The organism is Asanoa ishikariensis (genome assembly GCF_900107455.1).
GTDB classification, from domain to species: Bacteria; Actinomycetota; Actinomycetes; order Mycobacteriales; family Micromonosporaceae; genus Asanoa; species Asanoa ishikariensis.
In genome coordinates this window covers 356,280-375,792 of record NZ_FNQB01000002.1, presented here as the reverse complement: position 1 = coordinate 375,792, position 19,513 = coordinate 356,280, and the positions used below count along the sequence as shown (strand labels likewise).

Here is a 19,513-nt window from a genome sequence, read left to right as displayed (position 1 = left end):
GCACCACCCGCCCCGAACGGGCGAAGCTAGCCGGGAAGGGCGGCCAGCGCGTCGTCGATGCTGGTGACGACGATCAGGCGGTCGAGCGACTCGCGGCGGACGAAGCCCGTCGGGACCAGGGACTCCAGCCAGCCGAGCAGGCCGCCGTAGAAGTTGTCGACATCGAGCAGGACGACCGGCTTGTCGTGGACGTGCAGGTACGCCGTGGTCCAGACCTCGAACAGCTCGTCGAGCGATCCGATGCCACCGGGCAGGGTGAGGAAGGCGTCCGACTTCTCGATCATCAGGTTCTTGCGGCTGGCCATCCCGTCGGTGACCACGAGCTCGTCCGAGCGGGTGTCGGCGATCTCCCGGTCGACCAGCGACTGCGGGATCACACCGATGGTGTGTCCGCCCTGCGCGCGGGCACCCGTGGCGACCGCGCCCATCATGCCGGCCCGGCCGCCGCCGGAGACCAGCACATGGCCGCGCCGGGCTAGCGCGGCTCCCACCTCGGTGGCGAGGTCGAGCCAGCGCTGGTCCAGGGTCTGGGACGACGCGCAGAACACGCAGATGGCGGCCACGGCTCAGGTGCCGTTCTGGCTGGCCACCGCCGCCTCGTGCAGCGCTTCCTGTTCGGCGGCGAGGGCCGCGTCCGCGTCGACGATGTAGCGGACCGCGGCGTCGACGTCGTCGGTGACCAGGACCAGGTCGAGGTCGGCCTCGCCGATCTTGCCGTCGGCGAGCAGCGTGGTGCGCATCCATTCGAGTAGGCCGCGCCAGTACGCCTCGCCCATCAGGACCACCGGGAACCGGGTGACCTTTCCGGTCTGCACCAGGGTCAGCGCCTCGAACAGCTCGTCCATCGTGCCGAAGCCGCCGGGCAGCACGACGAACGCCTGCGCGTACTTGACGAACATCGTCTTGCGCGCGAAGAAGTAGCGGAAGTCGATGCCCATGTCGACCCAGTCGTTGATGCCCTGCTCGAACGGAAGCTCGATGCCCAGCCCGACGGACAGGCCGCCGGCCTCGGTCGCGCCTCGGTTGGCGGCTTCCATCACGCCGGGGCCGCCGCCGGTGATCACCGCGTAGCCGGCCCGGGCGAGCGCGGCGCCGACCTGCTCGGCCAGCACGCATTCCGGGCTCTGCGGTTTGCTCCGGGCCGAGCCGAACACGCTGACCGCCGGGGGCAGGTCGGCGAGCGTGTCGAAGCCCTCGACGAACTCGGAAAGGATGCGCAACGCGCGCCAGGCGTCCTTGGTCTTCCAGTCCGCCCGCGAGCGCGAGTCCAGCAGGCGCTGATCGGCGGTGCTCTGCGGCATCGCTTCGCGGCGCAGCGTGACGGCGCCGCGGTGGCGTTCCGGTCCCCGTAGCCGGTCGGGGTCGCGGCCATATCCGTGGGTCATGGTCACCACGGTAGCCAAAACGGACCCGGACACCAGGTTCCGGCCCGCCCGCGATCAAGACCGAAAGAGGCGCGGGGTAACCCGGGACGATTCCGCCGACCGGCCAGAAATGGGAACAACAAGAAATTCACACGGATGTAGCCGCAACCGAATTCGCTTGTAGGGCGTCTTATCTTTCGAATACCGGGTATGTGGCATCGCCCGGGCACCTTGGGGGGAGGAAAGCCACGATGACCCGCTTCGATCAGCTCCGCCAGCGCCGCGAAATGCACCGCCGCATCCGAGCGGTCGTGGCCGAACGGCGACTCGACCGCATCGCGCCGATCGCCGACGATGACGACGAGCCGACGATGGAGATCCACCCGATCGACGACGCGGTGTCCAACAACTAGGCCAGGGCCTAAGCGAGCCAGCGGTGCAGGGTGGCCGCGCCTTGCCGGATCAGTGGGATCTCCACCCGCTCGTCGGCCGCGTGTGCCACGTTCGGGTCGCCCGGGCCGAAGTTGAGCGCCGGGATGCCCATGGCCGCGAAGCGGGACACGTCGGTCCAGCCCAGCTTGCCGACCGGGTCGGAGCCGACCGCCTCCAGGAACTCCTGCGCCGGCGCCGCGCCCAGGCCCGGCAGCGCACCGGGGGCCGCGTCGACCATCGTCACCTCGTACCCCTCGAAAAGCTCGCGGAGGTGAGCCTCCGCCTCGGCCACGGTCCGGTCGGGCGCGAACCGGTAGTTGACCTCGATCTCGCACCGGTCCGGGATCACGTTGCCGGCGATGCCGCCGTTGATCCGCACCGCGTTGAGGCCCTCCCGGTAGCCGCAGCCGTCGATGGTGACCTGCCGCGCCTCGTAGGCGGCCAGCCGGTCGAGCACGCCGGCGGCCGCGTGGATCGCGTTGACGCCCCGCCACGAACGGGCCGAGTGCGCCCGCTTGCCGGTGGTCGAGACCAGCACCCGCATCGTGCCCTGGCACCCCGCCTCGACCACGCCGTGGGTCGGTTCGAGCAGCACGGCGAAGTCGGCCGCCAGCCACTCCGGGTGGCTCTTGGAGACGAGGTTGAGCCCGTTATACACGGAGTCGATCTCCTCGGCCTCGTAGAAGAAGTAGGTCAGGTCGTAGCGCGGCTCCGGCAGCGCCACGGCGAGCTGGAGAGCCAGCGCGACACCGGATTTCATGTCCGAGGTGCCGCAGCCGTACATGATCTCGCCGTCGACCTTCGCCGGCAGGTTGTCCGCGATCGGCACCGTGTCGAGGTGGCCGGCGAGCACCACCCGCTGCGCCCGGCCGAGCTCGGTGCGGGCCATGACCGTGTTGCCCAGCCGCTCCACCCGCAGGTGCGGCGCCGCCCGCAGAACCTGCTCCACACAGTCCGCGATGTCCTTCTCGTGCAGCGACACCGACTCGATGTCGACCAGCACACGGGTCAGCTCGACCGGATCCGACAGGACGGCGGGGGTAAGCGGGTTGGTCATGACTCGCACGCTACCGTCATAACCGTGACGAGCGAGCAGCCTGCCTGGGGAATCGGCCTGTCGACCAGCACCGCGGAAGGCCAGGTGCTCGACGCCTGGTTCCCGGCGGACAACCTCGGGCTCGGCGCCCGTCCCAGCGGCGAACCGGCCGCCCTGCTCGGCGCCGCCGCGGGCGCCGTCGGTGAGCGCGCCCTGCCCGGGCTGCGCGCCGAGATCGTCGTGGTGGAGCTCGGCTCGCTGGCCGACCCGATCAAGGACGCCGCCGACGCGTACCTGCGGCTGCATCTGCTCTCCCACCGCATCGTGCGCCCCAACGAGCTCAACCTCGACGGGATCTTCGGCATGCTGGCCAACGTCGCCTGGACCTCGGCCGGGCCGTGCCCGCCGGACCGGGTCGACGAGCTGCGGGTCCGCGAGCGGCTGGCCGGCCGACAGCTCACCGTGTACGGCATCGACAAGTTCCCGCGCATGACCGACTACGTCGTGCCGGCGGGCGTCCGGATCGCCGACGCGGACCGGGTGCGGCTGGGCGCCCACCTGGCCAGCGGCACGACCGTCATGCACGAGGGCTTCGTCAACTTCAACGCCGGCACGCTGGGCACCTCGATGGTGGAGGGCCGGATCGTGGCCGGCGTCGTGGTCGGCGACGGCTCCGACATCGGTGGCGGCGCGTCCATCCTGGGCACGCTGTCCGGTGGCGGCAAGGACAAGCTGCGGATCGGCGAGCGCTGCCTGCTCGGCGCGAACGCCGGCATCGGCATCTCGCTCGGCGACGACTGCGTGGTCGAGGCCGGTTGCTACATCACCGCCGGCTCGAAGATCACGCTGCCGGACGGCCGGGTGGTCAAGGCGCGCGAGCTAGCGGGCCTACCCAACCTGCTCTTCTGGCGCAACTCGGTGACCGGCGCGCTGGAGGCCCGACCCCGTGCGGGCAGCGGCATCGAGCTCAACGCGGCCCTGCACGCCAACGACTAATCGGCCAGGCGGACGACCAGGTCGGCGCGCGCGCGGGTCGTGGCGATCAGCTCGGCGTTGACCTGGTCACTGCCGTACGACCGGGTCTTGGCCTCGGCCCGGCTGCGCCCGTAGGCCACGTGCCGCTCGACCAGCCGGCGCAGCCGCTCTTCCTCGTCGAGGTCCAGATACCAGACCTCGTCGAGCAGCAGCCGCACGCCCGACCACGGCTCCTCGGGCACGAGCAGGTAATTGCCTTCGGTGACCACCAGCCGCACCTCCTGCGGCACCGGGATCGACCCCGCGATCGGTTCCTCGATCTCCCGGTGGAACGCCGGCGCGTACACGGTCTCCGGTCCTCCGGCGGCCAGCCGGCCGAGCATCGAGGCGTAGCCGCCCGCGTCGAACGTGTCGATCGCGCCCTTGCGTTCGTGCCGCCCGAGCCGGTCGAGCTCGGCCTCGGCCAGGTGGTAGCCGTCCATCGGCACCAGCGCGGCCGTCGGACCGACTCCCTCGACGATCCGGGCGGCCAGGGTGGACTTGCCGGCGCCCGGCGCACCGACGATGCCGAGCAGTCGGCGGGGGCCGAGATCGGCCAGCGCGGCCGCCCGGGCCACGAGCACATCGAGGGGGTACGACGTCACGCGAGGAACTATCGCACGCCGGATCGGCCGTTACTCGGCGGCTGCTCCGGACCCGCGCTTACCGTGGTCAGGAGGGGGTGTGCGATGGCACGCGAAGCGACGGAGATCGAACTCACCACCATCGGCAGGCGGACCGGCGAGGGTCACTCGATCCCGGTCTGGTTCGTGCGTGAGGGCAAGTCCACCTTTCTGCTCCCGGTCGGCGGCGCGAACAGCCAGTGGTACCGGAACCTACGGAAGAACCCGACGCTCAAGCTCGGCCCGACGTCGGCCAAGGCTCGCCTGATCACCGACCGCAGCACGGTCGACCATGTGATCGAGGGGTTCACCAGCAAGTACGGCGCGTCCGACGTGACCGCGTACTACCCGGGCGTCGACGTGGCCGTCGAGGTGCGGGACTCTTGACCGTCGGCCTCGCTGAGGCGACCGACCGGGTGGCCGCGGTCGACCCGGCCCTGGCGCGGGTGATCCGCCGGGCCGGGCCGATCCACCACCGCAAGCGGGACCCCGACGGGCCATTCGCCGCACTGGTCCGGGCGATCACGTTCCAACAGCTCTCCGGCCGTTCCGCGACGGCCATCCACGGCCGGCTGCGGGCCCTGGTCGACGGCGCGTTCACCCCCGAGGCGCTGGTGGACCTCTCCGACGAGCAACTCCTGGGCGCCGGCCTGTCGCACAACAAGATGGCCGCGCTGCGCGACCTGGCGGCCAAGGTCCTCGACGGCACGGTGGTGCTGCGGGCGGGCGCGCGGATGCCGGACGCGGAGATCATCGAACGGCTGGTCAGCGTACGCGGCATCGGCCCCTGGACGGCCGAGATGTTCCTGATCTTCGAGCTGCACCGGCTCGACGTGTGGCCGGTCGACGACCTCGGCGTGCGGCAGGGCTTCACGCACATCTGGCCCCGGGACGACGTGCCGACGCCCAAGCAGCTCGAGCCGGAGGGTGAGCGGTTCCGGCCGTACCGGACGGTGCTGGCCCGCTACTGCTGGGCCGCGGCCGCGCTGGAACCCGGTGGCACGTCAGTCGACCTGCGTTAGGGCGGTAGGTTCGCTGATCGTGAATCGGGCCTCGATCGCCGCGTGCACGGTCTGCACCTGCGGGTCAAGGTCCACAACGGGCCCGGCCCCGCCCGCATCCGCCGCCGCGCGGGCGAACATCGGCTGCATTCCCGCCGGCCGCAGGCCGGCGTCGGCGACCTCGACCAGCGCGGTGATCCGGGCACCGAGCGCCGCCGCGTAGTCGCGGGCCACCGAGATGGCGTCCTCGATCGCGGCCCGCCGCACCTCGCGATGCGCCTGGCTGTCGGGGCGGAGCTCCCACCATGGCCCGCCGACCTCGGTCTGGTCCTGGTCCGCCAACCGCAGCATCAGCTCGCCGAGCACGTCGAAGTCGGCCAGGGTGACGGTCGTGGTCACGCTGCCGTGGTAGGCCGCGACCTTCTCACCCGACCGCTTGCGCTCGGGATAGACCTGGAGGCCGCCGGACTCGCGGCGCTCGACCGCGGCGCCGTAGCCGTCGATCACCGCCCGGGTCTGCTCCGCCCGCTCGGAGAGCCGGCGCAGGGTGGCCTGGCGGTCCTTGTCGCGGGCCGCGACCGTGACGACGAACCGGGCGAGCTCCGGCGGCACCTCGCGCACGGCCTCACCACGGACCGCGACCACCGGGACCACCGGGTCCGGCATGTCAGGCCGCCGAGGCCAGGCGCTCAGCGGCGGCGGCGATGCGCTCGTCGGTGGCGGTCAGCGCGACCCGGACGTGGCGTTCGCCGGTCGGTCCGTAGAACGTGCCCGGCGCGACCAGGATGCCGAGCTGCGCCAAGTGCTCCACGGTGGACCAGCAGTCCTCGTCGCGGGACGCCCACAGGTAGAGGCCCGCCTCGGAGTGCGAGATCGCGAAGCCGGCCTTCTCCAGTGCTTCACGCAGCACGCCGCGCCGGGCGGCATAGCGCGTGCGTTGCTCGGTCGCGGACGTCTCGTCGTCGAGGGCGGCCACCATCGCCGCCTGCACCGGCTGCGGGACGATCATGCCGGCGTGCTTGCGCACCGCCAGCAGCTCGCCGACCAGTGCCGGGTCGCCGGCCACGAAGCCGGCCCGGTAGCCGGCCAGGTTGGAGCGCTTCGACAGCGAGTGCACCGCGAGCAGGCCGTCGAGCGAGCCACCGTTGACCGACGGCGACAGGATCGAGGTGGGCTCGACCTCCCAGCCGAGGGTCAGGTAGCACTCGTCGCTGGCCACCACCGCGCCCCGCTCGCGCGCCCAGTCGACCACCTTGCGCAGGTGGGCCGGGGGCAGCACCCGACCGCTCGGGTTCGCGGGCGAGTTGACCCAGATCAGCTTGATGTTCGTCGCCGGGCCGAGCGAGACCAGCGAGTCGGCGCGCATCACCTTGGCGCCGGTCAGCCGGGCACCCACCTCGTAGGTGGGATAGCAGACCGGCGGGATCACCACGACGTCGCCGGCGCCGAGCCCGAGCTGCGCCGGCAGCCCGCCGACCAGCTCTTTGGAGCCGATCGTCGGCAGCACGCCGATGTCGTCGAAGGTGGCGCCGCACGCGCGGGCCACCCACCGACGAATCGCCGAGCGCACGGCGGGCGTGCCGGCGGTCAGCGGGTAGCCAGGCGCGTCAGCGGCCGCGCAGAGCGCCTCGCGGACCACCGCCGGGACCGGGTCGACCGGTGTGCCGATCGACAGGTCGACGATGCCGTCCGGATGCCCTGCCGCGACCGCCTTGGCGGGCTCCAGCAGGTCCCACGGAAAGTCCGGCAGGGTGGCCGAGACGCGCACGCCGGTCAGTGCTCGGCTTCCCGCGGCGGCTGGGCGGCCACCACGGCGTGGTCCTTGTCGATCTTGCCGACCTTGGACGCACCACCAGGAGAACCGAGATCCGCGAAGAACTCGTAGTTGGCGGTGGTGTAGTCCTTCCACTGCTCCGGGACGTCATCTTCGTAGAAGATCGCCTCGACCGGGCACACCGGCTCACAGGCCCCGCAGTCAACGCACTCATCGGGGTGGATGTAGAGCATCCGGTTGCCCTCGTAGATGCAGTCAACGGGGCACTCTTCGATGCACGCCTTGTCGAGCAGATCGACGCAAGGCTCCGCGATGATGTAGGTCACGGGTTCCTCTCCTCCGCAAGCCACGCCGCGATCACCCGCGACGCTCAAGAGCCTAGTATCTCGCGTGAAGGGGGGTCGATCGTGCTCCGACGGCAGGATGTGGGACACCGTGTGGTGATCCGGCGGATTGTCGGTGTTCGTAACGGTCGTCCGCTCTATTCCGACGCGCTCGGCGAGCTTGTCGCGGTAGACGAGAGCAATCTCACCGTGGCCACGGCCAAGGGGACGATCGTCATTCCCCTGGCGGAGGTACACCGGGCCAAGCGGGTGCCGCCGCAACGCCGCCCGACCGCCGGCAGCGTGATCGCGCTGGAACTCGCTGCCGACGCCGCCTGGCCCGCGCCTATCCGCGGCAAGCTGGGCGATTGGCTGCTGCGCAGCGCCGACGGGTGGACCGGCCGGGCCAACTCCGCGCTGCCGATCGGCGACCCGGACCGGCCGCTGGAAGCGGCGATCGACGCGATCGAGGCCTGGTACGCCGAGCGCGGCCAGCCGGCTCTGGTCAACACGCCGTTGCCGCTCGCGGCGCCGGTCGGAGCGGCACTGGACGCCCGCGGCTGGACCGCCCGCCCGCTCACCCTGTTGCAGACCGCGCCGTTGTTACCGCTGGTCGGAACCGGTGAACACTCGGGCGTGTCGCTGGCGAAAGCGCCCAGCGACGACTGGCTGGCCATCTACGAGGCCCGCAAGCACAGCCTGCCGGCCTCGGCGCTGCAGGTGCTGACCGGACCACCCGAGGTCCGGTTCGCCAACGTGTACGACGGCGACACGCTCATCGCCGCGGGTCGGGGCGCGGTGGTCGGCGACGAACGGCGGTGGCTGCACCTGGCCTCGATCGAGGTCGTGCCGGCGTACCGGCGGAAGGGCCTGGCCCGCCGGGTCACCGCGGCGCTCGCCGGCTGGGCCGTGGAGCTCGGGGCGACCCACGCGTTCCTCCAGGTGGAAGAGCGCAACACGGCCGCGGTCGCGCTCTACGGGACGATGGGCTTCACCACCCACCACAGCTACCTGACCCGGGAGCAACCTAGCGCCGCACGACCCGACGCGGCTTGCTGAGCTTGGCCTTCGAATACGCGGCGAGCTGGCGCGACCGGTAGTCCCGGCCGAGCACCACGAGCAGCAGGTAGCCGACCAGGAAGCCGCCGGCGCTGAACGCGGCGTAGAGCCAGATCTGGGCGAAGAACTCGCCCGCGCCGCCGCCGACCGGGTTGCTGCCGAACACGGCCGGCCCGATCAGCACGGTCGCCAGGCAGGCGACCAGTGCGGCTCCGGCCATGTCCGCCAGCAGGATGCCGACCGGGCGGTCACGCCCCCAGCGGAAGGCGACGACCGCCAGCGTCAGCGCGACCACGCCGAAGAAGATCAGCGAAATCCGGTCCTGCATGTCCGTGTCGTCGCCGAACGCGAAGTTCGCGACCCCCCGGGCAACCAGGTTGATCGCGAACAACGCGCCGGCGAGGACGCCGATCCGTAGCCAACGGTTTCTCATGGACGCCTCCCACGCTCAACTGGCGTCAGTCGGCGTGGGCTCACCGCCCCCAGCCACCGCCGGAGGTGACCGGCGGCGTCACCGGTGCGACCGGGACGTCACTCGGCTGCTGCTCCAGCTGGTTGTCGGGCGATTCGGTCGTGGCCTGGTCGGGCGTGGCCTGGTCGCTCGCGGGCTTGTCGTCGGTGGGCTTTTCGCAGACGTAACGCGGTTCCGCATCGTAGCGCCAGGAGAACTTCTCGCGCTGCACCTCTTTGCCGCCCTTGGTGATGATGCGGTAGGCGTCCTGCGTGAAGCCATCGGTGCCGGTCGTGGCGATGCAGTCCGGGCCGGCCGGCAGGGTCTTGTTCTCCGGCTTGGTCACGTCGTGCTTCGGCGCCCACTCGGTCTTGACGCTGTCGTAGACCTTGGTGCTCCACATCGAGACCGTGACCGAGTCCTTGGTGTACGACGTGTCGATCAACATCCCGTACGGCGTGTTGTTCTGGAACTTGAGGTCCAGGTTCGGCCAGTAGATCGTCGACTCGATCACCGACGGGTACCGCGAGATGTAGAACGAGTGCGGCTTGTGCTCGACGTCCTTGAGGCCGGCGTAGTAGCTCGCGTTGAACATGGTGGTGGTGAACTGTGAGATGCCGCCGCCGACCGCGGGCACGAGCTTGTTGTCGACGATCACCGGAGCGTCGACGTAGCCCTGCTCGTAGCCGCGCCAGCCGGTGAAGCCGTTGAGCGAGAAGGTCTCACCGGGCTTCACCACGGCGCCGTCGACCTTCTTGGCCACGGTCACGATGTTCTTGACCCGCGGCTCGGTGAGCCCGCCGGTGAACTTCGTGGTGAACGAGGAGACCTTCTCCTTGACGCCGAGCTTCTGCAGGTTGGCGTCGGCGACCTGGGCCGGAGCCGGGTTCAGCGTGGCGTTCACGCTGCGGGCGCCGGTCTGCGGCAGCACGCCGAGCACGTCGGTGGCCAGCTTGCCGCCGTCCACGTACTGGCCGCCGGCCGCGCTGACCAGCACCTGCTGGGTGGCGCCCTCGCCCTTCACCGCGCTCGGCGGCGATGACTCGATCTTGGAGATGGCCGGGCCCATAGCGGTCCGCAGTGCGCCGGCGTCGACGGACGGCGTGACGGTGCCGTCGGCCGCGCCGTCGATCTTCAGGCTCTTGGCGATCATGTCGGGCGTGATCGTGACGTCGCCCTTCGCCGAGTGCACGGTCACCGGAGCGGCTACCGCCGGCTTGACCAGCGTGTCCATCAGCTGGTCGACCGCCGCGCGGGCCTTGCCGTTGTCGACCTCGACCAGCGGCACCGACACGGCGGGCGCGCCGGTCTGGCCCGGGCTGGGGACGGTGCCGCCGGTGGTGACACCAGCGGCCGAGATCGCGTCGATCCAGCCGGTCTTCACGGCGTCCGTGGCCTTCGGCAGGTCCACGGCCTTACCCGGCGACGGGTAGGTGACCTTGGGGGTGACGCCGTCGAACGTCACCGAGCCGGGGGTGGCGGCGTCGGAGGTGACCTGCGCGACCGTGGGGCGCAGGACGTCGTCGAGCTTCGTGGAGTCGAGGGTGACCTGGGGGGTGACCGGGTCGCCACCGTGCGCGGCGGCCGCGGCCACGGTCGCGTCGATGTCGACCGCGAGACCGACCTGGTCGGGGGTGACCAGCGCGTCGGCCGTCTTGGCGGAGTCGCCGGTGATGTGCACGGTGATCGGCTTGTCGAGCTCCGGCTTGCCGTCGAGCCCGGAGTGCAGGCGAGCGGCCGCATCCGAACGGTCCAGGCCGCCGATGTCGATGCCGAGCACGGAGGTGCCGCGGGCGAAATCGCCCTTCTCACCTCGGTTGGTGAACCCGGCCAGGACACCGATCAGAACCAGCAGCAGGGCGAGGATCGCGCCGCCGACGGCGTACCGGCGACGACGCTTGTTGCTCCAGAGGGCGGTCTGCATCAAATACCTTAAGTCGGGATTTAGTAGACCGCACGAAGTGTAACGAAGAGATCTCGGGTCTGACACGACTGCGTGGCCGCGCTCACCTTCGGCGCCACCCGGCGCCGGCCGCTCAGTACAGCGTTCTCGCTGACGTTTTCGCAGGTGAAGAAGAGACGAGTCGGATGCCGACAATCGTCCAGGACAGTGAACCGAGCCCGATCATGGCCCAGCCCACCCAGTTATTCGATGCAATCAGATAGTCACCCTCTGTAGTTCTGCCGGCGGCAATGAGGGTGATCGCGAGCCAGATCAGGGCAGGCGGGAAAACGGCCCATTTGTGCTTGGTCGCCCGGTACGCGAACCAGCCGATGAACAGGTTGCCGACCAGCGCCAGCAGGGCCGAGACGCCGATCAACTGCCCGCCGACCCGCACGCTTACCAACTGGAGCTCGAGCACGGCGGACAGCGCCGCCATCAGCACCGCGAGCAGCACGCCGGCGGTGGTCAGCAGCACCGCGACGGCACCGCGGTCCCGGCTCGGCCTGGGCTCGGGGGCCGGGGTCTCCGCGGGCTCCGGCGGCTCCGGCGGCGGCAGGTGGTCGGTGGGGCTGGACACGCTGGTCACCTCGAACCGGCCTCCGCCGGCGCCGGCTCGGCCACGGCGATGCCGGCGAACAGGTCGGTCTCCCACCCGTTCGGCCCATCGCCCGGACCGCGCTCGCCGGCCGCGAGGGTGTAGTACTCGACGCCCATGAACTCGCTGCCGAAGTCGCCGGCCAGCGCGTAGAGCCAGGAGGAGTCGGGGATCTGGGTCGCGTGCGCCTTGAGCGCGGCGACCTTCGCGTCGTGCAGGTCGGTCGCGTCGATCCGGGCGGCGATCTCGTCGTCCGGGGTGCCGAACGGGAAGTCGTCGGCGCTCTCGACGCCCTCGAACGGGTTGCCGACCGTGTCGGCGAAGGCGTGCAGGCCCGCCTCGAGCACGCTGCAGGGCAGCGCCATCCAGTAGATCTTCTCGGGACCGACGCCCTCGGCCCGGGCCAGCTCGGCCGCCCGCATCGCGACCCGGTGGGCCTGGATGTGGTCGGGATGCCCGTAGAAGCCGTTCTCGTCGTAAGTGATCATGACCTGCGGCCGGGTCTCCCGCATCACCTCGACCAGGTAGGCGGCGGCCTCGTCGACGTCGGCGCTCCAGAACGAGCGCGGGTTGTCGTTGGTGGCGAGCCCCATCATCCCGGAGTCGCGGTAACGCCCCGCGCCACCGAGGAAGCGGACGTCGCCGACGCCCAGTGCGGCGCACGCGGCCCGCAGCTCGGCGATCCGGTAGCCACCGAGCTGATCAGCGTCGGCCGCGGCCAGCTTCGCGAGCTCGGGAACGTAGATCTCGCCCTCTTCGCCGAGGGTGCACGTCACGAGGGTGACCTGGTCACCCAGCGCCGCGTAGTGCGCCATCGTCGCGCCGGTGCTGATCGACTCATCGTCCGGATGGGCGTGCACCAGCAGTAGTCGTCGAGCCACCGGGCCACTCTACGCGTGTCGCCGAGGGGCCTCTCGGAACGACTCTCACCGACCCCTTGTAGCCCATACGATCCGGATGTGGAGTTTCCCGAGCTGGCCGCACGGACCCACGGGTTCACCCGCGGCGCCCCGCACCAGGTCACCGTGGCTGTCGACGGCTCGCGGGTGCTGTTCCTGCGCTCAGCCGGCCCGGAAGATCCCACCGACTCGCTATGGACGCTGGACCTACCGGCCGGCGACGGCGAACCCTCGGTCGAGCGACTCGTCGCCGAGGGCCCGATCGACGCGTACGCGGCCGATCCGCTGGCCCGGGTGGCGGCTCTGGTCGCCGACGGCCGCCTGCGCCAGGTCGACCTGCGCACCGGCGCGGTCACCGACGTCACCGCGGCCGGGCCGGTCACCGACGCCCGCCCGGACCCGACCGGCACGCGGATCGCCTACCTGAGCGCGACCGGCGAGCTGCGGGTGATCGAGCCGGACGGCGCCGACGTGCTGCTGGCCGGCGAAGGCACCCACGTGAGCTGGGGCCGCGCCGAGGAGGTCGCCGCGCGGGACTTCGACCGGCGCCGTGGCTACTGGTGGTCGCCGGACGGGAAGACGCTGCTGGCCACGCGGGTCGACGACACCCGGGTGACCCGTTTAGAGGTCGGCGAGCCGCCGGTGACCATCGCCCGGTCGCTGGCCGGGGGCGTCAACGCGGAGGTCAGCCTGCACCTGCTCGACCTCGACGGCGGCTGGGTCGACGTGCACTGGGACCGGGAGACCTATCCGTACCTGGTCGCCGTCGACTGGGTCGAGGGTGGCCCACTGATCACGGTGCTGCGCCGGATGCAGCAGCACGGCCTCGTGCTGGCGGTCGACCCGCGCACCGGAGAGACCCAGGTGCACGCCGAGCTCGCCGACCCGCGCTGGGTCGAGCCGGTCGCCGGCACGCCCTGCCACCTCCCCGACGGCCGGGTGCTGGTCGGGGGCGAGCTAGCGCACGACGGCTACGACGCGCGCTGCCTGTTCGCCGACGGCACGTTGCTCACGCCGCCGTCGCTCTACCTGCGCCGGGTGGTCGGCCGCATGCCCGGCCCGGGCGGCTCCCCCGACCTGCTGGTCGAGGCCAGTGACGGCGAGCCGAGCGAGCAACACCTGTTCCGGGTACGCACGGCGATCGGCGGTGGCGGCGTGGAGTCGCGCCGGCTGACCACCGCGCCCGGGTGGCACACGGGTGCGGTCGGTGGCGACGTGCTGGTGATCGGCGCCCGATCGCTCGACCACACCGGCACCCGCTGGACGGTCTGGAAGGGCGACGCCCAGGTGGCGAAGCTGGACCTGCTCTCGGCCGAGCCGCCGACCGCGCCGCGTCCCGCGCTGGAACGGGTCACCGACCGGCGCCTGCCGGCCGCCGTGGTCTACCCGGCCGGGCACGTCGACGGTCGCCGGATGCCGGTGCTGCTGGACATCGACGGCGGCCCGGGGCACCAGGAGGTGCGGGCCGAGCGAGCCGCCTGGATCGAGCGCCAATGGTGGGCCGACAACGGGTTCGCCGTGGTCACCGTCGACAACCGGGGTACGCCCGGCGTGGCGCCGTCGTTCGAGAAGGTGGTGCACCGCCGGCTCGCCGACGTGATGCTCGCCGACCAGGCCGACGCGCTCACCGCGCTCAGCGGCAAGCACCCCGACCTCGACCTGGCACGCGTGGCTGTCCGCGGCCGGCGCTTCGGTGGCTGGCTCGCGGCGCTCGCCGTGCTCCGCCGCCCGGAGGTGTTCCGCTGCGCGGTGGCCGAGGGCCCGATCGTCGACTGGGCGCGGTGCGGCTCGGCGTACGCCGAGCGCTATCTCGGCCAGCCGGTCGACGGCCCGGACATCTACGCGCACCACTCGCTGCTGGAGCTGGCGGCCGAGCCCGTGCCCACCCGGTCTGCGGTGCAACCACTGCTGATCGTGGCGGACCCGACCGACCTCGAGGAGTCGGCGCACGTGGCCCGGCTGTCCACCGCGCTCACCCGGACCAACCGCCCGCACGAGCTGCTCCGCGAGGCCGACCTGGCCCGGCGGCTGCTGGCCGAACGCGACTTCCTGCGCCGTACCCTCTGACGGGTGCCGGAGCTACCGGAGGTCGAGAACGCCCGCTCGGTGATCGCGCGGGCCGCGTTGGACCGGGAGGTCGTCGACGTCGACGACCACGACACCTGGGTCTGCCGGCCGCACCCGCCGGGCGAGATCCGCGCCGCGCTGGTCGGGCGGCGGCTGACGGTGGCGCACCGGCGCGGCAAGAGCATGTGGTGCGAGACGTCCGGGGACGGGCCGGTCCTCGGCATCCATCTCGGCATGTCCGGCAAGATCGTGGTGGCCGATCCGGACGGCACCGAGGTCGACGGCGGCGACTACTGGGAGCGCGGCCGGGCACCGGGCGACTTCCGATACTCCAGGTTCGCGCTGACGTTCGCCGACGGCGGCCGGCTGATGCTGGTCGACCCGCGGCGGCTCGGCCGCATCCGGTTGGATCCGCCGATCGAGCTGCTCGGGCCGGACGCCACGGAGATCACGCCGGCGCAGTTCCGGGCGATGCTGGGCCGCGGCACCGCGCCGGTCAAGGCCCGCCTGCTCGACCAGCATGCGATCGCCGGGATCGGCAACCTGCTCGCCGATGACATCCTCTGGCGGGCCAGGATGCACCCCGGCAAGCCGGTCGACGACCTTTCCGCGGACGAGGTGGCGGCGCTGCTGCGGGCTACCCGCTACGCGATCCGCACCTCGGTGGCCGGGGGCGGCGTACACACGCTGGAGATCGTCCGGATGCGCGGCCCGGACGCTCGCTGCCCTCGAGACGGCACCCCGATGTCCCATGGCACGTACGGCGGCCGCAGCACCTGGTTCTGCCCGCTCGACCAGAGACTGTGAAAAGGAGGGGCCCCCGAACGGGAGCCCCTCCTCAACGTGCTGCCTTACTGCTTGATGAAGGCGTTGTAGTAGACCATCGTGCCGATCGAGTCGGAGTGGAAGACACCGCCGACCTTGTCGCCCATGACCACGAAGGTCTTGGACTGGTAGATCGGGACGACCGGGTAGTACTTGTCGATGATGGTCTTCTCGATCGCGGACCAGTCGTCGCCCGCCTCGCCGGCCGGCAGCGCCGACGCCGCGTCGATCGCGGTGTTGACGTCGTCACCGTTGAAGTAGGACACGTTCGAGTTGCCCTGCGGGCCGATCTTGCGGCCGTCGTAGAGCACCGGGATCGTGGACGCGCCGCTCGGCCAGTCCGCACCCCAGTTGCTGATGTAGATGTCGTACGGGTTGTCCTTCGTACGCGCGGTCGGGTTGTGGTTCGGCTGCGCGATGTAGGAGACGACGACCTCGAAGCCGGCCTTCTCCAGGCTGTCCTTGAGCACCGGCGCGGTCTGCTGGCCGAAGGCGGTGTCGCGCGACATGAAGGCGAGCTTGATCTTCTTGCCGCCGAGCAGCTCCTTGGCCTTCTCCGGGTTACCCGTGGGGCCACAACCGGTCGGGTCGGCGATCTCCTGGTAGCCGATCGTGGTGTCGGCCTGCAGGTTGTTGGTCAGCCGGCCGGCCGCGTCGCCACCCTGGGTCAGCAGGATGCCCTGCTTGTCGAGCGCGCAACCGATCGCGTGCCGGACGTTGATGTCGGTGACCTTCTGGTTGTTGATCGCGAGGTACCAGACGAACAGGCTCGGGGTGTCGATCGTGCGCTCCTTGAGCGACGGGTCACCCTGCACCTTGCTGACCAGCGACTGCGGCACGCCGTCCCAGGCGATCGCGTTGGCGTCCGCGCCACCGGCGATGGCCCGCTCGGTCTGCGCGGCGTCGTCCGGACCCATCTCGACCTCGAGGCCGTCGAGGTAGTTGTGCCGGATCGGGTCGGTGTTGGGGTCCCAGTTCGGGTTGCGCTCCAGCACCAGCTTGCTGTCCTTGATGTATTCCTTGATCTTGTACGGGCCGGACGAGAAGACGTGCCGGTCGTACTCGAGCTTGGTGTCCTTGGCGGCTGGCAGCGGCGCCGAGGTGCCCATGGACAGCGCGAACGGCAGGTCGCAGTGCGGGTTCTTGAACTCGAACTTGAGCCCGTAGTCGCCGTTCACGGTCAGGCCCGGCACGTTGGTGTTGCCGGAGGTGTAGGGGCCCTTGTAGACCGCGTTGTAGGTCGGGTTGTCGGCCAGCCACTCCTGCACGTAAGTCGGCCCGCCGTCGATGGTCTCCTCGAACGACCGGGCGATGCCGTACGCCACGTCGGCGGCCTTGACCTCGGTGCCGTCCTCGTACTTGACGCCCTTCTTGAGCGTGTACTCCCAGGTCTTGCAGTCGTTGTTGACGTCCTTGCCCGGGCTCTCCGCGAGGTCGCCGACCAGCGTCAGCTTGCCCTTGCCGTCTTCCCGGAACTGCGTCAGGTTGCGGACCAGCATGTGCTGCACGGCCATCGCGCCGACGACGTAGGTGCGCTGGGGGTCCATGTGCTCGAAGTCGGTCTGCTGAATCACCTTCAGCGTGCCGCCCTTGGTCGCACCTGCCACCTCCGGCGCGGGCCCCTGCGACTCCTTGGGGTCGGTCGAGATCGCGCCCGTCCTCTCGACGACCTCTTTGCCCTGCTCAGTGGACTCGCCGGTGTTCTTCGAACAAGCGGCAAGCGTCGCCGTCAGCAGCAACGCGGCCCCGGTAGCCGCGGTCAGCCGCCGCAACGTCCGTGTTGAACGCATCGGTCACTCCCTCCCTATCCCGCGGAGGATTGCAGAAATCCTCCGACATGAGCCTCTACACCGAACATTTCTTTCGGATCACGGGCGCGTGTCGGCACGGCCCACACCGACACGCGCCCGTGGGTCTATGCGAGACGAACTCTGGGGTCGATGAACGAATAGAGGACGTCGACGATGACGTTGGCCGCGACGATGAACAACGCGGCGAGCAGCACCGTCGCCATAACCAGCGGCATATCGAGGTTGATCGCCGCGTTGAGCGATGCCTTGCCCAGCCCGGTGAAGCCGAAGATCGTCTCGGTCACCACCGTGCCGCCGAGGTAGGTGCCCAGGTCCAGACCCGCGATGGTGACGATCGGCGTGATCGCCGCCCGCAGCGCGTGTTTCCCGTACACCCGGAACTTGGTCATGCCCTTGGCCCGCGCGGTGCGCACGAAGTCCTCGGACAGCGTCTCCAGCATCTGCGCACGGGACAGCCGCGCGTAGCTGGCGGAGTTGATGAAACCGAGGGCCAGCCAGGGCAGCAGCATCGCGGCCGCCCACTTGACGGGGTTCTCGGTCAGCGGTACGTAGCTGGGATAGGCCAGCAGGCCCGTCTCGTACACGAAGATGATCAGCAGTAAAGGCCCGAACAGGAGGATCGGCATCGAGGCGCCGGTCAGGGAGAAGCCGACCGCGCCCCGGTCGAAGATGGTGCCCTTGCGCAGCGCCGAGACCATGCCGACCGATACGCCGATCAGCAGCCAGACCACGGCGGCACCGAACACGATGGACAGCGTCACGGGCAGCGTGCGCCCGATGATGTCGGTGACCGGTTCGTCGTTGCGGAACGAGTAGCCCAGGCAGGGCGCCGGGCACTCGCGCACCGCGTCGCCCTCGCCGAACGTGCGCCCCTTCACGATGCCGGCCATGAAGTCGGCATATTGCTGGACGACCGGCTTGTCGAGGCCCATCCGCCGGGCGATGCTCTCTTCCTGCGCGGGCGTGCAGGTCTTGCGGTTGCCGCACATGAGCTCGGCGGGGTTGTTCGGCGCCGCGAAGAACAGCCCGAAGGTGATCACGCTGACGGTGATCAGCGTCGTGGCCGCGAGGAGCAGCTTCTTGATGAAGAACCGCAGCATCGTCGCGCCCCCTACCGGTCGGACTTCGGGTCGAGGGCGTCGCGCAGCGAGTCGCCGAACAGGTTGAACGCCAGCACCAGCACGAAGAGCGTGATGCCGCCGGTCAGGGTGAAGGCGGGGTCGTCACGGACGTAGTTGACGCTGTCAGCGATCAGCCGGCCCAGGTCCGGGGTCGGCTCGAGGATGCCGATGCCGAGGAACGACAGGGCGGCCTCGGCGGTGATCAGCGCCGGCACGTTGAGCGAGAAGGTGACCAGGATCGGTGCCCAGAGGTTGGGCAGAAGCTGGCGGAACAGCACGTGCCCGAGGCCGGCACCGGAGGCCCGGGCCGCCTCGACGAACTCCCGCTCGCGCAGGGTGAGCACCTGGCCGCGGACGAGGCGGGCGCTGTAGGTCCAGTTGAACAGCACGAACACGATGATCAACAACACCGGCCGGAACCAGGACGCCTCCTGGTCCGTCGGTCCGTAGCGCTGGGCGACCGCGATCGGCACGAACGCGAAGCAGAAGATGTAGAACGGGAACGCCAGCGTCAGGTCGGTCAGCCAGCTCAGGACGGCGTCGACCTTGCCGCCGAGGTAGCCGGCGACGATCCCGACCACCACGCCGAGCACGATGGTCAGCAGCGCGGCGGTCAGCGCGACGAGCAGCGACGTGCGCATCCCGTAGACGATCTGGATCAGGATGTCGCGGCCGAGCCGGGGCTGGACGCCCAGCCAGTGCTCGGCGCTGACGCCACCCAGGTAGCCCAGCGGGTTGCCGTTCCCGTCGAGCTTGTCGGAGAAGCGGTCGAGCGGACCCTTGCCGTAGAGGCGTTCGATCAGGGGTGCCGCCATCGCGACGACCGCGAAGAACAGCAGCGCGAAGCCGCTGGCCCAGGCGGTGCGGTCGCGCTTCAACCGCAGCCAGGCGAGCTGTCCGGGCGACCGGCCGAGGACGTTCTCGGCGACGGTGGCCGACACGTCCGCGGCCGGTTCGTCGGGCGTCGAGACCTTCAGGCCAACCGGTCCGGTGGCGCCATCCGTCATGGCCTCGGTCACCTCCCTTCCGGGTCGTGCACTGTGCAGTGAACGCTTCGAGTGCGAAAGGAAGTTGCATCCGACCGCTGGCGCTGAAAGTAAGCTACGGCCATCGAACTGTCAGCCTGGTCCGTGGTAACGACTCTGCATCGAGGACGCGCGATGCATGCCGTCT

At 70.5% G+C, this 19,513-nt stretch carries 21 protein-coding genes; 7 read left to right on the top strand and 14 right to left on the bottom strand.

Annotated elements, in window-relative coordinates:
• Positions 1-26: 26 nt before the first annotated feature.
• Both BLV39_RS16075 and BLV39_RS16070 read right to left on the bottom strand, forming a co-directional pair.
• Positions 27-563, bottom strand: a complete 537-nt coding sequence (locus tag BLV39_RS16075; RefSeq protein WP_090792483.1) for an LOG family protein — start codon at positions 561-563, stop codon at positions 27-29.
• 3 nt (positions 564-566) lie between these two features.
• A complete protein-coding gene (locus BLV39_RS16070; protein WP_090792480.1) occupies positions 567-1,385 on the bottom strand; it encodes an LOG family protein in 819 nt (272 codons plus the stop codon).
• 230 nt (positions 1,386-1,615) lie between these two features.
• On the opposite strand from BLV39_RS16070, the gene BLV39_RS43010 reads away from it, so the two are divergent.
• On the top strand, positions 1,616-1,777 hold the full coding sequence (locus BLV39_RS43010) for a hypothetical protein (protein ID WP_176984938.1): 162 nt from the start codon (positions 1,616-1,618) through the stop codon (positions 1,775-1,777).
• 8 nt (positions 1,778-1,785) lie between these two features.
• Here the strand turns inward: BLV39_RS43010 and dapE are convergent, their stop codons facing one another.
• Entirely contained in the window at positions 1,786-2,853 is a 1,068-nt protein-coding gene (dapE, locus tag BLV39_RS16065) for a succinyl-diaminopimelate desuccinylase (RefSeq protein WP_090792477.1), read from the bottom strand.
• A 24-nt stretch (positions 2,854-2,877) separates the two neighbouring features.
• On the opposite strand from dapE, the gene dapD reads away from it, so the two are divergent.
• Positions 2,878-3,828 carry a 2,3,4,5-tetrahydropyridine-2,6-dicarboxylate N-succinyltransferase gene (dapD, locus tag BLV39_RS16060; RefSeq protein WP_090792475.1) on the top strand — a complete coding sequence of 317 codons (951 nt, stop codon included), beginning with the start codon at positions 2,878-2,880 and terminating at the stop codon, positions 3,826-3,828.
• Here the strand turns inward: dapD and BLV39_RS16055 are convergent.
• Positions 3,825-4,451: a nucleoside/nucleotide kinase family protein gene (locus BLV39_RS16055; RefSeq protein WP_090792472.1), complete on the bottom strand. Its 627-nt coding sequence runs from the start codon at positions 4,449-4,451 to the stop codon at positions 3,825-3,827. The two genes, dapD and BLV39_RS16055, sit on opposite strands and share 4 nt — an antisense overlap.
• Positions 4,452-4,535: 84 nt before the next feature.
• Between BLV39_RS16055 and BLV39_RS16050 the strand changes: the two genes are divergently transcribed.
• Positions 4,536-4,856, top strand: coding sequence for a nitroreductase/quinone reductase family protein (locus BLV39_RS16050; protein WP_090792468.1), 321 nt, complete (start codon positions 4,536-4,538; stop codon positions 4,854-4,856).
• A complete protein-coding gene (locus BLV39_RS16045) occupies positions 4,853-5,491 on the top strand; it encodes a DNA-3-methyladenine glycosylase family protein (RefSeq protein ID WP_090792463.1) in 639 nt (212 codons plus the stop codon). The genes BLV39_RS16050 and BLV39_RS16045 overlap by 4 nt, the downstream gene beginning before the upstream one ends.
• Here the strand turns inward: BLV39_RS16045 and BLV39_RS16040 are convergent.
• Genes BLV39_RS16040 through fdxA form a run of 3 tightly spaced genes read right to left on the bottom strand, consistent with a single transcriptional unit; the run spans position 5,474 to position 7,570 of the window.
• Entirely contained in the window at positions 5,474-6,136 is a 663-nt protein-coding gene (locus BLV39_RS16040; protein ID WP_373315272.1) for an SIMPL domain-containing protein, read from the bottom strand. The genes BLV39_RS16045 and BLV39_RS16040 overlap by 18 nt on opposite strands.
• A gap of 1 nt (position 6,137) precedes the next feature.
• A complete protein-coding gene (gene dapC, locus BLV39_RS16035) occupies positions 6,138-7,238 on the bottom strand; it encodes a succinyldiaminopimelate transaminase (RefSeq protein ID WP_275414257.1) in 1,101 nt (366 codons plus the stop codon).
• Positions 7,239-7,243: 5 nt separating this feature from the next.
• On the bottom strand, positions 7,244-7,570 hold the full coding sequence (gene fdxA, locus BLV39_RS16030; RefSeq protein WP_239083611.1) for a ferredoxin: 327 nt from the start codon (positions 7,568-7,570) through the stop codon (positions 7,244-7,246).
• A gap of 81 nt (positions 7,571-7,651) precedes the next feature.
• Between fdxA and BLV39_RS16025 the strand changes: the two genes are divergently transcribed.
• Positions 7,652-8,626, top strand: coding sequence for a GNAT family N-acetyltransferase (locus tag BLV39_RS16025; RefSeq protein ID WP_090792457.1), 975 nt, complete (start codon positions 7,652-7,654; stop codon positions 8,624-8,626).
• On the opposite strand, the gene BLV39_RS16020 is transcribed toward BLV39_RS16025, so the two are convergent.
• From BLV39_RS16020 to mshB, 4 genes are all read right to left on the bottom strand, one after another.
• Positions 8,595-9,059, bottom strand: a complete 465-nt coding sequence (locus tag BLV39_RS16020) for a hypothetical protein (RefSeq protein ID WP_090792453.1) — start codon at positions 9,057-9,059, stop codon at positions 8,595-8,597. The genes BLV39_RS16025 and BLV39_RS16020 overlap by 32 nt on opposite strands.
• Positions 9,060-9,099: 40 nt before the next feature.
• Positions 9,100-11,001: a VanW family protein gene (locus tag BLV39_RS16015; RefSeq protein WP_090792449.1), complete on the bottom strand. Its 1,902-nt coding sequence runs from the start codon at positions 10,999-11,001 to the stop codon at positions 9,100-9,102.
• 112 nt (positions 11,002-11,113) lie between these two features.
• Positions 11,114-11,497: a hypothetical protein gene (locus BLV39_RS16010; RefSeq protein WP_176984937.1), complete on the bottom strand. Its 384-nt coding sequence runs from the start codon at positions 11,495-11,497 to the stop codon at positions 11,114-11,116.
• 107 nt (positions 11,498-11,604) lie between these two features.
• On the bottom strand, positions 11,605-12,498 hold the full coding sequence (gene mshB, locus BLV39_RS16005; protein WP_090792443.1) for an N-acetyl-1-D-myo-inositol-2-amino-2-deoxy-alpha-D-glucopyranoside deacetylase: 894 nt from the start codon (positions 12,496-12,498) through the stop codon (positions 11,605-11,607).
• Between the two features lie 78 nt (positions 12,499-12,576).
• On the opposite strand from mshB, the gene BLV39_RS16000 reads away from it, so the two are divergent.
• Entirely contained in the window at positions 12,577-14,583 is a 2,007-nt protein-coding gene (locus BLV39_RS16000) for a S9 family peptidase (RefSeq protein ID WP_090792440.1), read from the top strand.
• 3 nt (positions 14,584-14,586) lie between these two features.
• Entirely contained in the window at positions 14,587-15,390 is an 804-nt protein-coding gene (locus BLV39_RS15995; RefSeq protein ID WP_090792437.1) for an Fpg/Nei family DNA glycosylase, read from the top strand.
• Between the two features lie 44 nt (positions 15,391-15,434).
• Here BLV39_RS15995 and BLV39_RS15990 read toward each other — a convergent pair whose 3' ends face one another.
• The 3 genes from BLV39_RS15990 to BLV39_RS15980 all read right to left on the bottom strand — a co-directional run bounded on the left by BLV39_RS15990 (position 15,435) and on the right by BLV39_RS15980 (position 19,347).
• Positions 15,435-17,198 (bottom strand): ABC transporter substrate-binding protein, encoded by a 1,764-nt coding sequence (locus BLV39_RS15990; protein WP_090792435.1) that lies wholly within the window; start codon positions 17,196-17,198, stop codon positions 15,435-15,437.
• Positions 17,199-17,323: 125 nt separating this feature from the next.
• Positions 17,324-18,319, bottom strand: coding sequence for an ABC transporter permease (locus BLV39_RS15985; RefSeq protein WP_090792432.1), 996 nt, complete (start codon positions 18,317-18,319; stop codon positions 17,324-17,326).
• Positions 18,320-18,330: 11 nt separating this feature from the next.
• A complete protein-coding gene (locus BLV39_RS15980; protein ID WP_090792429.1) occupies positions 18,331-19,347 on the bottom strand; it encodes an ABC transporter permease in 1,017 nt (338 codons plus the stop codon).
• Between the last annotated feature and the right edge of the window lie 166 nt (positions 19,348-19,513).